This window comes from Paenibacillus sp. AR247 (assembly GCF_002968895.1).
In the GTDB taxonomy this organism is placed as follows: Bacteria; Bacillota; Bacilli; order Paenibacillales; family Paenibacillaceae; genus Paenibacillus_AQ; species Paenibacillus_AQ favisporus.
The window spans coordinates 78,001-91,745 of the sequence record NZ_PCZT01000011.1 but is presented as its reverse complement, the minus strand read 5'-3'; the positions used below and the strand labels follow the sequence as shown (position 1 = coordinate 91,745).

Sequence of the window (13,745 nt, the reverse complement as noted above, 5' to 3'; positions counted from 1 at the left end):
CTGTCGTAAGCCTTCTGATCGTGCTCGGACTGCGAAATACGGTTCCTTCGGCCGGTCCGGAGGAAGAGATGAAAGAGCGCGGGAAGGCGCGAATGGNTAAAACCTCATAGCGTTGCTGCCGCAGCAAGGATTCTTCGATGTCCGGAGAATCCTGTTTTTTTGGAATCCCTGGGCTCGCCAATACCGTAACATCGTCATTGTTCCAGCCGTCCTTTTCTAGTAAGATAGGGGGAAATCTTGCGGGAGGGATGCGGCAGTGATTCAATATCCGCGAATGGAAAAAGGGGCTGTCGTCGGTGTGACGGCTCCCTCCTCGGGCATAGAGCCTGGTTTGCACGACATGTTCCGCACGGCCGTCAGCCGTATGGAGGAGAGGGGCTATCGGGTCCGGGTCGGCGAGACGGTCTGGACGCAGCACAAGGCCAAGTCCGCGCCGGCCAAGGTTCGGGCCGAGGAGCTGAACGAGATGCTTGGGGATCCCCGAATCGGTGCGATCATTCCTCCGTGGGCGGGGAACTGCTCATCGAAATGTTGGATCGGGTGGACTTTGACCGCATGCCGCGGAAATGGATTCTCGGCTATTCGGACCTCAGCGTTCTTCTTCTGGCCATCACCTTAAAGACGGGAATCGCCACCGCTCACGGGCTCAATTTCGTCGATCTGCGGGGGGCATATTCGGATGATACTTCGGCTATGTGGGAGACCGTGCTGACGGCCGAGCCGGGCGATCGGATTGCGCAGCAGGCATCGGCTAATTATCAGAAGGAGTGGCGGCACGACGATCCGAGCCCGTGCGTTTTCCATCTGACGGAGCCGACGGTGTGGAAGACGGTTTCGGGTGGGCCGGAGTCGCTGCAGGGACGGCTGCTTGGGGGATGCGTCGACGTTATCCGCCATTTGATCGGCACGCCTTACGGAGATGTGGCAGCATTCCGGGAGCGCCATATTCCGGGCGAGCCTCTCCTCTGGTATTTGGAGAACTGCGAGCTGAGCACGGCCGATCTCCGCAGGTCCCTTGTTCAGATGAAGTATGCCGGCTGGTTCGAAGGCTGCTCCGGGCTGTTGTTCGGCCGGAGTGCGGCAAACCGTCCAATGGAGGGATACACGGTGGAGGATGTGTATCAGGAGCTGTCGGAAGAATTGGGCGTACCGGTCATTTACGATATCGACTGCGGCCACGTGCCGCCGCAAATGACGCTGGTGAACGGCGCTTATGCCGAAGTGAAGGCGGATGGCGGCGGCGGAACGCTGGTTCAGTATTTTAAATAAGCCCGCCGGCTGTAGATCGTTTTCAGTCCCGGGACGTATGGATTATCGGATGAACTTTTCATATAGTTAAATTATGCAGGGTCGGGACGCAGCCGTTCCGATCCATATGGTTTTGGTGGCCTTTGTTGATATACATAAGCTCTATGGCTGAAACGGATTATTTTTGCTGGAGGTGGATCATGGAGCCTTTGCTGCCTGTGCTCGATGTGCATATCGAGGAAGCGGGATATGAAGAAGGTCAGCCGCGCATTTGGGACGTTTCTTTTCAAGTGGCGCCCGGCGAGCTGCTGGGCGTCATCGGTCCGAACGGTGCCGGCAAAAGCACGACACTGAAGACGCTGCTCGGTCTGCTGAAGTACTCCAAGGCGTCCGTAACGATCGGAGGGGAAAGCGGGCGGTACGCCTATATCCCCGAACAGCCGGTATTTTACGACGACTTGACCCTTTGGGAGCACCTCGATTTGGCTGCGGCCGCTTATGAATTGGAATACGAAGCTTTTGTCCGCCATGCAGAGGAGCTGCTGGCCCAGTTTGGCATGAGCGGGGTGAAGCATCAGCTCCCGGCTGGTTTTTCCAAAGGAATGAAGCAGAAAATGATGCTGATGCTCGGATTTCTGGCGGAACCCGATATTTATATCGTGGACGAGCCCTTCATCGGATTGGATCCGCGTGCGACCAAGGATTTCCTGCGGCTCTTGGAAGAGGAGCGGGCGAGGGGCGCGGGCGTGTTGATGTCCACCCATGTGCTGGATACGGCCGAGCGGATCTGCGATTCGTTCGTTATGATCTCCGGCGGACGAATGGTGGCCAAGGGGGATTTGACGGATATCCGCAGAACGGCCGGGCTGGCTGACGCTTCGCTGTTCGATTGCTTTGATGCTTTGACCTGAGGCCAGATAATTCGACTAGTTCAGGCCTTGGGAGGAACGAGAGAAGCCTGGTGTTTCTCAGCAGACAGGCTGGCATCATGGAAAGGAGATGGACATGGCGGACTCAAGCAATACCGGTTATGCCTACCGAACCCCCGGGGGATTGTTCTGGCACCGGCTCCGGACCCATTGGAAGGAAACCATGGCCGTCATCCGGTCGGTGGCGGATTGGACGGTGCTCCTGTATATGCTGATTCCGGGCGCGCTGCTGGGGGGAAGGTTGTATTATGGTTTATGGAAGGAGCCGCTCCCGCAGTGGAGCGGCCATATGATATTCGGTGTAATTCCTGTATTTCTGTTATTGTGGCTATCGGCGGGCAAAATGTTCCTCATGATCCGCGAGGCCGACGTCCTTAGGAAGAGCTGGTTCAGCGGACCAAGCTGACCGGACTCGTGCTGAGCAGCGCCATGGACAAGCCGCGGAAAATTCGCAGCAGCCCATGGATTTTCCGCCGGTCCCAGCGTCTGTTCCGATCGTCAACGCCGGTTCATCGCCTGGCCGGGGCATGCGTAAAGGCATATGTGCGCCAGACGAAGCAGCTTACAGGATATGCGCAGGTCATGTCGCTCAGCGCGGCCATCCTGTTGACGCTGCCCCCCGGGGTGAAGATTCTGGTCTACGCCGCGCTTCATTTGCTGCTGGCTTACTGGCTGTATTTGAATGCAGCGGCCTTTATGAAGGAAGGCTTTGTTACGATGCTGCCCTGGGCGGACTTGGGTCACGGTCATCCTTCTTCAGATGTTAATGATGAGAAAAATATAAGAAAAGAAGCATTCGGATCTAACATCGTATCGGTGTGTGCAAGCAAACTTGTGGGGATATAGGTTCTTATTTGTCTTTGGATACTCAGCGAAAAGCTTTGTAATCTGGATTACAAAAGAGGAAATTATGGTGGTTTATGATGAATGTAACACTCCGCTATAGGGCCATGTAACACGAGGAACGATTATCGTGGAGAGTGGAGCGGTTGTCACTAGCAAGATTGAAAGGAGGGGCAACATGTTACATGATGAGGCGATGGAAGACATAACATCATTGTTGCCAAAAATAAAGATATTTGAATCGCTTCCGGCAGAAATTATCCGTGAAATCGAACACGGTAACAAGATCAAATACGTATAATTTCAAAAAACTCTATCCTTCAGACGCCCAATAATGAAAGGAATGGCTTTTTTTTCGTAGTCGCCGGTAAACTTCGCATATACAAAACCAATTCGGCCGGGAAACAACATACGGTCTGCATCCTAAGCGAAGGCGGCATGTTTGGCGAAGTTGAAACATTTTCATTGGGCACAAGTGGGACTTATGTGGAGACGATGGAAGACTCGATTGTTTTTTCGATTCCGGCTGAACAATTCGAACCGCTTTTAGGCAAGTATTCTGAATTGTCTTTACGATTTTTATCGGAAATAAGCAAACGCCTGCGAGATCAGGATGAATTGGTGGAAAAATTGGTTTTTAGGGATCTGCGTGGTAAAGTGCTTTATTTTCTCAACCGTCTATCTAAAAAGTTCGGCATAGAGGAAAATGGATACCGAAAAATCGATATTCCCCTGACTCATCAAGAATTGGCCAATATGATCGGTGCCACAAGAGAAGCGGTATCGCTTACCCTACAGGAACTATCCAATGAAGGTATAATCGTTACCAGCCGTAGAATGGTCATGATTCATATCGAAAAAGCGATGAAAGAACTGGCTTGATTTCATGACTGTATGAATTTCCCTTCGACTATATGCTTTTCGACGTAATCTACATTACTGTCGAATTATTCATCTAGCGTTATGATAAATGCCGTAAAGGATTGACTGCAAAATATGAAACTTATAGGAGTAGTCAGCACATTAATTTCATGGGAGGCATATAGACATGGGGAAATTTGAAGGAAAGGTAGCAGTTGTCACCGGAGGAACAAGCGGGATCGGACTTGCGACGGCACAACGATTCGTTTCGGAAGGAGCCTACGTATTCATTACCGGCCGTAGACAAAGCGAGCTGGACGCGGCAGTAAAATTGATCGGTGACCGGGTTACCGGCGTTCAAGGTGACATTTCTAATTTGAAGGACTTAGATAAACTGTTTGATACGGTAAAGCAGGAGAAAGGACATCTGGATATTCTATTCGCAAACGCTGGACTTGGCAGCTTTCTGCCCTTGGGTCAGATTACGGAAGAGCAGTACGACACAACCTTCAACGTGAACGTAAAGGGTACCTTGTTCACCATCCAAAAAGCTTTGCCGCTGTTTCCAAATATGACAGGAAATATCATTTTAACCGGCTCGACGGCGGGTACGATTGGCGAAGCAGCGTTTAGTGTCTATGGAGGGACCAAGGCGGCTCTCCGTCAGATGGCGAGGAGCTGGATAATGGATTTGAAAGGCACAGGGATACGACTTAATGTAGTGAGCCCTGGCATGGTCCACACGCCAGCTTATAATGATCTGTTTGGCGAGGCGCTGGATCAAGTCCTTGAATCGGCGAAGAATGTCGTTCCGCTAAGTCGTTTGGGCAAGACGGAGGAGATTGCCAGCGCGGTGATGTTTCTGGCCTCGGAGGAAAGCAGCTATGTGAACGGCGTCGAATTGTTTGTAGATGGCGGTATGGCTCAAGTCTGACCAAATGCTTATCGAAGTACATTCCTGGAAGAAAGTACGCGTGTGGGGTAGCTATACATTGTATAATCAAAAAAACGCCGGATCTTAGATCCAGGCGTTTTTTTTGGTAGGAAAGCATAACGTCACATCATTGCATCACAATGGTACTAATCGCGTAGGAGCTAAGATTCCAATATTTCGAGCGCTTGCCGGACGGTTTCCTCCACGATATCTGCGGCGCTCTGGCCCGCTTTCAGCATTCTTGTCGCCTGCCCGGCCCACAGCGACATGTAGCCGGCTTGATTCTGCCGGGCGGCCGCGTTACGAATATCACGGGTCGCCGTGTTCTGCGTCGGGAAAGGCAGCGGCTCTACGCCGCTCTGGTTCCACTCCCGGACGAAGGCGTTGGCGATGCCCCGGGCGGGCCGGCCCGAGAAGGCCTTGGTCAGCACCGTGCTCTCTTCGGTGCTGGCAAGCAGCGCCGCCTGATAGGCGGGATGCGCACCGGATTCGGCCGCCGTCAGGAAACGGGTGCCCATTTGGACCGCCTGCGCTCCCAGAACCATGGCGGCGACCATGCCGCGCCCGTCCATGATGCCGCCGGCGGCGATGACCGGGATGGACACCCGGTCGGCGATCTGCGGCACGAGGGCAAAGGTGCCGATGTTCGCCCCCATGGGGTGAGAATCGACGTTGAACGTGCCGCGGTGGCCGCCGGCCTCGCTTCCCTGGGCGACGACCGCATCGCAGCCGGCGTGCTCGGCTTCCAGCGCCTCCTCCACGGTAGTCGCCATGGCGACTACCTTCATGCCGGCCGTCTTGGCCAGCTCCATATGCCGCGGGGACAGCACGCCAAAAGCGGTGCTGATCACGGGAACGCCGGCATCGAGCACTTCGGCGAACTGCCGCTCCAAGTGATCCGGCGTTTGGACGGCCTGGGGCGGGGCGGGCGGCAATCCCAGATCGTCCCGGATGGAGTCGAGAACACGCTGGACCTCGGCGGTCCGGCGATTGTCGTCTTCCATCGGGACGGTGAACAGATTGACCGCAAACGGGGCGCTTGTCCGCCCGCGGATGTCTGCGATCGCTGCGCGGATCGCCGCAGGCTCCATGTAGGCCGCCCCCAGAGTACCGAGACCGCCTGCATTCGATACGGCGGCCACGAGCTCAGGCGTCGTGGGACCGCCGGCCATGCCCGCCTGAAAAATAGGGTAACGAATGCCGAATTGCCGGCAAAGATCATTGTTCAGCTCCATCCTCATACCGATCACCTCGAAATTGGATTTTTAATGGTACCCCGCTGCGTGCATTCCAGCGGTATAGCCGGTCGAGAAGGCGGCCGTAATGTTGTAGCCGCCGGTGTATCCGTGAATGTCGAGCACTTCGCCGCAGAAAAACAGCCCCGGCATCAGCTTCGATTCCATCGTCTTCGGGTTGATCTCCTTCAGGTTGACACCTCCGCCGGTGACAAACGCCTCCTCGATCGATTTGGTGCCGACCGCGCGGAAACGGAACTGCTTCAGGCAGGCGACAAAATCCCCCCACTGCTGTTTGGGCAGATGGGCGTAGGTCGCGTCCCCGTCCAGCTGGGATGTATCGAACAGCAGCGGAAGCAGCCGATCGGGGACCTGGCCCTTGAGGACGTTACGGATCGCCTTTTTCGGCTCGGACGCGAGTTTGTCCCTCAGCAGCTGGTCGAGCGACGAAACGTCCAAATCCGGGAACAGGTCGATGGCCATTTCGACATCAGGCGTATGAAACTTATTTTTGACCTGCCGCAGAAATTGGCTGCATCGCAGGGCGATCGGACCGGATACGCCGAAATGGGTAAAGATCATATCCCCGCGGTGCCCGATCACTTTTTTACCTTTGGGATTCCACACGGAGAGCTCTACGTCCCGCAGGGAGAGTCCCTGAAGCTCCTTGGACTGGATCCACTTTTCATGGGAAACGATCGGGACTTCGGTAGGGTACAGCTCTGTAATCGTGTGGCCGGCAGCCTCTGCCCAAGGGTAACCGTCACCGGTGGATCCGGTATGGGGCACGGATTTGCCGCCGGTCGCGACAATGACGCTGGGGGCTCTGAAAATATGCCCGGACTTCAGACGAACGCCTGCCGTTCTTCCATCCTCGTAGAGCACCTCCGCAATCGGACTGTCCGTTTTGATCTCCACGCCGAGTCTCTTCACCTCCTGAATGAGAGCGCCCACGACGCTGGCGGCCTTGTCGGATACCGGAAACATCCGCCCGTTGTCCTCTTCCTTCAGGGCAATGCCGAGCCCTTCAAAAAAGTTCATAATGTCCCGGTTGTTAAAATGCTGGAACGCGCTGTACAAAAAGCGGCCGTTGCCCGGGATATGGGCGATCAGGTCATCGGTTTCTTTGGCATTGGTTACGTTGCAGCGGCCGCCTCCGGAAATGCCGAGCTTGCGGCCAAGTTTATTTCCTTTGTCCAAAAGCAGGACAGATGCCCCATGCCGGGCGGCCGAGACACATGCCATTAGACCCGCTGATCCGCCTCCGGCAACGATTACATCATATCGTTTCACTAGGTATTCTCCTTTATTTTTACGACAGTCTCTTTTTCTGTTTCGTGTGTCCTTTTTTAGGATATATCAGGATATATTGTAATATCGTGTTGGCTGTGATTTAATCAAAAGGAAATCGTCTTTCATCATAAAACAGCGGTACATCTTCCTATTCCTTGTAGTCCGTTAAACCTGTAATGAATCGCTTTCACTCGAACGGCAAGAAGAACCAGCTAATAATCTAATGATTCGTATTGGGAACTACACATACCTGCCCTGGCGGGGAGGAGGGATTGGCGATTATTTATGCACTGAAAAACATTATAACACAGGTACTTATGGCCGGTTCCTTCGCTTTTCTCTTCCCAATGGGACTGGACAAATATGTCCGGGTTTTTAGGCGTAGAAAGCGAATGGAAGCCATGGATTTTGATCTTGTCATTATTTTGTCCAGCGCTCTGACGATTTTGCTCTGCTCGATGTTTTCCTCCTCCATTTTTAACTACATTCCATTAAACCTGGGCATTTTGCCGCTGTTTATCGGGATGCTGTATGGAGGTTATAAGACAGGTCTGCCTCTGGCGGGGCTGTGCCTTCTGTGCGACTTCATCTTTAATCCCAATTGGACGGTTCTCGGTTTGTTTCTGCATACCGGATTACCGCTATATCCTCTTCTGATTTGGCTGTCCCCAAAATTCCGGAAAGGGCCGCTCACGGAGAAGATCAACAAGCTGTGGCTGTGCCTTATGCCTGCGATGCTATTGATCACGGCCGCCCCGATTATCGAATCTCCCAACCTGAATTTAACCGATACAGGGCTGGTGCTGATCGTTCTCTTCTATATATTAACCAGTATGTTCACCGGGGGTACCCTGGTGTATATGATTGAATTTGCTCTGGAGAAGCTGCGGCTGAAGGAGCAGGTTATGGGCATCTCTGAGAAATATCTCAGGGAAGAGGAGAAGCTGCAGCAGGTCATCGATGCCACGCCCATTTCGATGGTTTCGGTCGATCATGCCGGCAATATCACAAGCATCAACGACACGATGATGAACCTGGTCAAGACGAAGGACCCCGACCTTACTAAGCAGGACGTGCTCGGCTACCCTGTCACGATGTTCGTGGATATTATGGGTCAAGACTACATCAACTACCGGATCGTTCAGGCGCTTCAGGGCAAGAAACTGGGCAATGAGCTGATCCGCATCGGAACGCATAACTACTACATAAGCACATCACCATTAACGAATACACATACAGGTGCCATTATCGGAGCGGTCCTCGCTTTTCAGGACGTGACCGAGCTGGCGAGGCTGCGAAGCGAGCTGGAGAATGTGGAAAGACTCAGCCTTGTCGGTCAGATGGCGGCCAGCATCACGCATGAAATACGCAATCCCATGGCCGTCGTCCGGGGCTTCCTACAGCTGATGAAGGAGAAGAGCCCGGAAGCACTCGACCATTACTACCGGATCGTCATGGAGGAACTGGATCGGGCGAACGGTATTATCAACGACTTTTTATCCCTTGCCCAGAACCGTATCGCTGAGAAAGAACAATGGCATCTGCATACGATCATCAGCGATTTAAGCCCGCTGTTGTGGGCGGATGCGAATCTGCGCGGACAGACGATCGAGCTGATCCTGGACGAGAAGGTCCCGGAGCTGAGCCTGAACGCCAAGGAAATCAAGCAGCTGGTACTGAACCTGTCGCGCAACGGCATGGAAGCCATGGAGGAAAAAGGGCAGCTGACGATCGAGACGAGGCTGAACGACTCCTTTGTGGAGCTGATCATCAAGGATACGGGGATGGGGATCGCCAAGAGCAGGCAGGAGCGGCTGTTCGAGCCGTTTTTTACGACGAAAGCCAAAGGAACCGGGCTCGGTCTTGCCCTCTGTCTCAGCATCGTGGAGCGCCATCACGGCAAAATATCGGTAGAATCGGAGGAGGGAAAGGGGACGGCTTTCACCATTCAGTTCCCGGTTACGGATTCGTGGGCGGGAATGATCTGACAGCCCGCAAGGCCGCTGCTTCTCTTGATTTCGACCCTTATGGATGTATAATAGGAGTATTAACAGCGGATGTTGTTATGAGCTTGTCCATTGATATTTTGTATCCAAGGAGTGATAGGGAATGGCCATGTCTTTTGACAGATATATGAAGGATATGATTCAACCGATGCGTGACGAACTGACGCGCCTCGGCATTAAAGAACTTAGAACCGCGGAAGAAGTGGAGACTCACCTTCCGGACGCGCCAGGCACCACGCTGGTTGTCGTTAACTCGGTGTGCGGCTGTGCCGCCGGCCAATGCCGTCCCGGCGTAGCTCAGGCTTTGCAGCATGACATCGTGCCTGACAATCTGTTTACGGTATTTGCCGGACAGGATAAAGAAGCGACCGCGAAAGCACGCGAGTATTTCGCTCCGTATCCGCCGTCTTCTCCATCCATCGCCCTGATGAAGGACGGGGAGCTTGTTCATTTTATTGAGCGTCACCAAATCGAAGACCGTTCGGCTCAAGAAATTGCCGAAGATCTCATCGAAGCGTTTGACCGGGTGTGCCGTTAATCGGCGCACCTCGTACATAATGCCCCGGGTACTCGGACATCCGATACGTACGGGGCTTTTGTGTTTGAAATCACACCGGTATTTAATCGACTATTCTGTTCAAGAGAGGTGCTTATCGTGAGTTTGCAGGAAGAAATTATTGCGGCCCTTGGCGTGAAGCCGGCGATCGATGTGGAGAGCGAAGTCCGGAAAAGGGTGGATTTCCTGAAATCCTATGTGAAGAGCGCGGGGGCGAAGGGACTGCTCATCGCCATCAGCGGGGGGATCGACAGCGCCGTGGCGACCGGCCTGTGCAAACGGGCGACCGACGAGCTCAGCGAGGAGGAAGGCAAGGAATATATGACGCTCGGCGTGTTCCAGCCCTATGCGGTTCAGGAGGATATCGAGCACAGCTATGCGGTGGCGGAAGCTTTTAACCTGAAATATAAGGCCGAGACCAATATCGAGGATGCCGTCGGCGAAATTGCCTTGGAAGCGGAGCATGGGCTCAAGCAAATTGGCATCCACCGCCACCTGACCCCGCAGGGTAAAGGGAACATCAAGGCGAGAACTCGTATGGTGATGCAGTATGCGCTGGCTTTTGACCTGAACCTGCTCGTCGTGGGAACGGACCATGCTTCCGAAGCCATCACCGGCTTCTACACGAAGTGGGGCGACGGCGCGGTGGACATTACGCCGCTCAGCACGCTTAACAAGCGTCAGGTCCGCCAGTTGGCCGGCTACCTTGGCGTGCCGCAGGCGATTCTGGATAAGGCGCCTACCGCCGGTTTGTGGGAAGGCCAGACGGACGAAGGCGAGCTCGGCATTACCTATGACGAGAACAGCGACTATCTGGAAGGCAAGGAAGTGAGCCCGCAGGCGAAGGAGCGCCTGGAGAGCTACTATAAGCGTACCGCACATAAACGTAATTCGATTCCAGGCATCTAAGCTGACTCCGGGGAATCAAGGGCAGGCCGCAAATAACGGCCTGCTTTTTTTTGCCCTCATATCGGGTATAGCTATGCCTTCTAAGCTCGTTTGGTTGCAAAAAGTGCTGAATTGTTGAAGAATGAACCATTTCCGGGGCGGAGTAGGCTCCCTACAATAATAAGAGAACGGCTCTGCGGTTCATCCTGTCTTTTGCTCGTGTATTCTATGGCGGATTCAACTAAGGCAGGGGCGCTTCTTCTGTGGAGAAAAGAACGCTACTCGCATGCATCCGTTTCCAGTATAATGATGATGCTTTTAGACATGTTCTGACAAAGACATACGTCTTGCTGATCCATCACTTTAAAAATATGCGTAAGGTGTGAACTGCCGTGCCCAGAAATACATTATTCCGTAAAATGGTGCTTTTGCTCGTCATGATGCTTGTCCCGATCGTGGGCCTTTACTTCTATTCCAACCGTACGAGCACGGAAGTGCTGGGGACGGAGCTCAGCCAATCGAGCGCCAACCAGCTGAACTTTTTCCAGACGCAGGTCAACACGAACATCGAACGCTTTTCCTTGTGGCCGACCCTCCTGATCCAGGATCCCGATATTTTCGGATTTAAGGACGTTTTTTTGAACAGTGAGTATTTCAATCTCGACATGATTAACCTGGTGAAACGGATCCAGACGAAGCTGAACATTCAGGAAAGCTCGTCGGACTGGAAAACGAAGCTCTACATTTTTTCCCCGTCGCTGGGGCGGATGGTGTCGGACAACGACGTGGAATCGTACGATAACGACGATTTGAAGAAGCGGATGAGGCCCGGCTGGCAGGTGAAAAAGATGGGGGAAGGAGACGAGGCGTATTATTCGTTCTCCTTGTTCACGGCGTATCCGTATTCTTCTTTCAGCCATCCCGAAGACGCCAATCTGATCATCGAGCTGCAGTTTGACAGCAGCAATATCCAGAACATGCTGGACAAGTTCAAAAGCGACGGGCGGCGCGACCCGATCTACTACAGGCCGGACATGGGCGTGATCTATAACCGGTCGGCGGATCGGCCGCTGACAGACTCCATCCTGCGGCAGCTTCGGCAGGAGCCGCTGAAGAAGGCGGAGAACCGGAGGCTCGAGCTGGACGGCGAGACTTATCTGGTCAATATCGCCGCTTCGGACACTACCGGCTGGTACCTGATCGACTACGTACCGCTGAAGGAAATCGTTGCGCCGATCGAGCAGTCGAACCGGCTGTTTTATGTTTCCGTCGGCTTGACGCTGCTGCTCAGCTGTCTGGCAGCTTATATGCTGTATGCCCAGGTCCAGGTTCCGGTGAAGCGGCTCGTTTTGGCGTTCAAGAAGCTGCAGCACGAGGATTATTCCGTCCGGCTGGAGGCTAAGGGCAACAATGAATTCGGCTTCGTGTTCCAGCGCTTTAACTCGATGGTCGGGCAGATTCAGGAGCTGTTCGAGAACGTGTATATGGAGCGGATCCACGTCAGGGAGGCGCGGCTGAAGCAGCTGCAATCGCAGATCAACCCGCATTTTTTCTACAACTGCTTTTCCTTCATTTCCAGCATGGCGAAGCTCGGGAACATGAAGGCCGTGGTGGCGATGGCCCACAACCTGTCGAACTATTACCGTTACACGACACGGCAGGAGAGGGATGTCGTCCCGCTGCAGGAAGAGCTGGACTTTGTCCGCAGCTATTTGGAGATCCAGAAGATGCGCAAGCCTCAGCTCGAATTTGCTGTCGATATCCCTGAGGTGATGCGCAAATGGGAAGTACCGCTGCTGGTCGTCCAGCCGCTGGTGGAGAATGCGGTGCTGCATGGAATCGAGCCGAAGTCCGGCGCAGGCAGTGTGCGGATCGCCGGTGAAGTCGGTCCCGGCGAAATGCGGATCATCGTCGAAGACGGCGGCCGCGGCATGACGGAAGAGCAGATAGACGAGCTGCGCCGTTCCCTGACCCTGCCGATGAGCCAGGATATGGGCTGCGGGCTATGGAACGTGCGGCAGCGCATGCTGATCCATTACGGCGACACCGCGGGGCTCCGCTTCGCAAAGTCCGGTCTGGGCGGCGTCCGGGTAGAGCTGCACTGGCCCATTGAGCATACGTTAATCCGAACGGGCAGCAGGTAAGGGGGAACATAGAATGATTGAAATTTTACTGGTGGATGACGAATCCTATGTCACCGAAAGCATTAAAGCCACGATCCCGTGGGACGACTTGGGGATTGCCAAGGTTTATCAAGCCGACTCGGCCGAGGCGGCTCTGGCCGTTCTGTCCGAGCAGTCCATCGATATCGTCGTATCGGATATTCGAATGCCGGAAACCGACGGCCTGCAGCTGATTGAGCGGATTCAGCAGGACTGGCCGCATATCCGCTGCATGGTGCTGACCGGCTATTCGGACTTTCAATATGCCAAGAAGGCACTGCAGCTGCAGGCGTTTGATTATATTCTAAAGCCCGTGAACGACGAGGAGTTTATTCTCAGTCTGTCCAATGCGATCGAATCTTTGAAGGACGAGTGGGAGGCGGCGGAAAAGGTGCATCAGTTAATGTACGCCATCAAATCGGATTCCGGTGTGCTGAAAGCAAGCCTGATGCACGATTTGGTGCTGGGCCGGACCTGGTCGCACCGGACCGTGGCAGACAAGCTGGCCCAGTACGAAATTCCGCTGCAGGTCGGCGAACCCGCCGTGCTGCTGCTCGTCCAGCTCGGACGGCAGTTTGCCCATTACGACCACCATTCGATGGCGCTGATGGAGTACGCAGTGGGCAACATCGCAGAGGAGACGCTTGCGGTAGGCGTTCCATGTGTGGGGTCTGCAAGGCGCCCCTATGACTGTCTGGTGCTGGCGGCCGCGCTGAAAACCTCTTACCGGGAGGGCATTGAGCTGCTGCCGGATTTGAGAAGCGCCGCCAAGCGAAGCTTCACGGGCTTG

14 protein-coding genes and 1 pseudogene are annotated in these 13,745 nt (G+C 54.2%); 13 read left to right on the top strand and 2 right to left on the bottom strand.

All coding sequences use genetic code 11. From position 1 onward, the window contains the following. Positions 1-274 precede the first annotated feature (274 nt). From CPT76_RS42230 to CPT76_RS21085, 8 genes and pseudogenes are all read left to right on the top strand, one after another. A pseudogene (locus CPT76_RS42230) lies at positions 275-585 on the top strand (LD-carboxypeptidase); the annotation flags it as partial. A 108-nt stretch (positions 586-693) separates the two neighbouring features. Beyond that, complete coding sequence (locus tag CPT76_RS42225) at positions 694-1,269, top strand: S66 peptidase family protein (RefSeq protein ID WP_374954703.1); 576 nt, start codon at positions 694-696, stop codon at positions 1,267-1,269. A 179-nt stretch (positions 1,270-1,448) separates the two neighbouring features. After that, positions 1,449-2,159, top strand: a complete 711-nt coding sequence (locus CPT76_RS21105; RefSeq protein ID WP_105444361.1) for an ABC transporter ATP-binding protein — start codon at positions 1,449-1,451, stop codon at positions 2,157-2,159. 94 nt (positions 2,160-2,253) lie between these two features. Further along, complete coding sequence (locus CPT76_RS21100) at positions 2,254-2,583, top strand: ABC transporter permease (RefSeq protein WP_105444360.1); 330 nt, start codon at positions 2,254-2,256, stop codon at positions 2,581-2,583. 8 nt (positions 2,584-2,591) lie between these two features. Continuing rightward, positions 2,592-3,023, top strand: a complete 432-nt coding sequence (locus CPT76_RS21095; RefSeq protein ID WP_105444359.1) for a hypothetical protein — start codon at positions 2,592-2,594, stop codon at positions 3,021-3,023. Positions 3,024-3,198: 175 nt separating this feature from the next. After that, positions 3,199-3,321 carry a hypothetical protein gene (locus CPT76_RS40230; RefSeq protein WP_258168714.1) on the top strand — a complete coding sequence of 41 codons (123 nt, stop codon included), beginning with the start codon at positions 3,199-3,201 and terminating at the stop codon, positions 3,319-3,321. Further along, positions 3,312-3,902, top strand: coding sequence for a Crp/Fnr family transcriptional regulator (locus tag CPT76_RS21090; RefSeq protein WP_308737650.1), 591 nt, complete (start codon positions 3,312-3,314; stop codon positions 3,900-3,902). Before CPT76_RS40230 ends, CPT76_RS21090 begins: the two co-directional genes overlap by 10 nt. A 166-nt stretch (positions 3,903-4,068) precedes the next feature. Continuing rightward, positions 4,069-4,815: an SDR family NAD(P)-dependent oxidoreductase gene (locus CPT76_RS21085; protein ID WP_105444358.1), complete on the top strand. Its 747-nt coding sequence runs from the start codon at positions 4,069-4,071 to the stop codon at positions 4,813-4,815. 161 nt (positions 4,816-4,976) lie between these two features. Here the strand turns inward: CPT76_RS21085 and CPT76_RS21080 are convergent, their stop codons facing one another. Both CPT76_RS21080 and CPT76_RS21075 read right to left on the bottom strand, forming a co-directional pair. Beyond that, positions 4,977-6,056, bottom strand: a complete 1,080-nt coding sequence (locus CPT76_RS21080) for an NAD(P)H-dependent flavin oxidoreductase (RefSeq protein ID WP_105444357.1) — start codon at positions 6,054-6,056, stop codon at positions 4,977-4,979. Positions 6,057-6,080: 24 nt separating this feature from the next. After that, a complete protein-coding gene (locus tag CPT76_RS21075) occupies positions 6,081-7,343 on the bottom strand; it encodes a BaiN/RdsA family NAD(P)/FAD-dependent oxidoreductase (protein WP_105444356.1) in 1,263 nt (420 codons plus the stop codon). A 392-nt stretch (positions 7,344-7,735) separates the two neighbouring features. Between CPT76_RS21075 and CPT76_RS21070 the strand changes: the two genes are divergently transcribed. From CPT76_RS21070 to CPT76_RS21050, 5 genes are all read left to right on the top strand, one after another. Next, positions 7,736-9,331, top strand: coding sequence for an ATP-binding protein (locus tag CPT76_RS21070; RefSeq protein ID WP_234489984.1), 1,596 nt, complete (start codon positions 7,736-7,738; stop codon positions 9,329-9,331). A gap of 121 nt (positions 9,332-9,452) precedes the next feature. Further along, positions 9,453-9,887, top strand: a complete 435-nt coding sequence (locus tag CPT76_RS21065) for a BrxA/BrxB family bacilliredoxin (protein WP_105444355.1) — start codon at positions 9,453-9,455, stop codon at positions 9,885-9,887. A gap of 117 nt (positions 9,888-10,004) precedes the next feature. Beyond that, positions 10,005-10,814 carry an ammonia-dependent NAD(+) synthetase gene (gene nadE / locus CPT76_RS21060; protein ID WP_076175883.1) on the top strand — a complete coding sequence of 270 codons (810 nt, stop codon included), beginning with the start codon at positions 10,005-10,007 and terminating at the stop codon, positions 10,812-10,814. A gap of 371 nt (positions 10,815-11,185) precedes the next feature. Further along, a complete protein-coding gene (locus tag CPT76_RS21055) occupies positions 11,186-12,937 on the top strand; it encodes a sensor histidine kinase (protein WP_105444354.1) in 1,752 nt (583 codons plus the stop codon). 13 nt (positions 12,938-12,950) lie between these two features. Continuing rightward, positions 12,951-13,745 (top strand): response regulator (locus tag CPT76_RS21050; protein ID WP_146116379.1); only part of this gene is annotated, 795 nt, incomplete at its 3' end.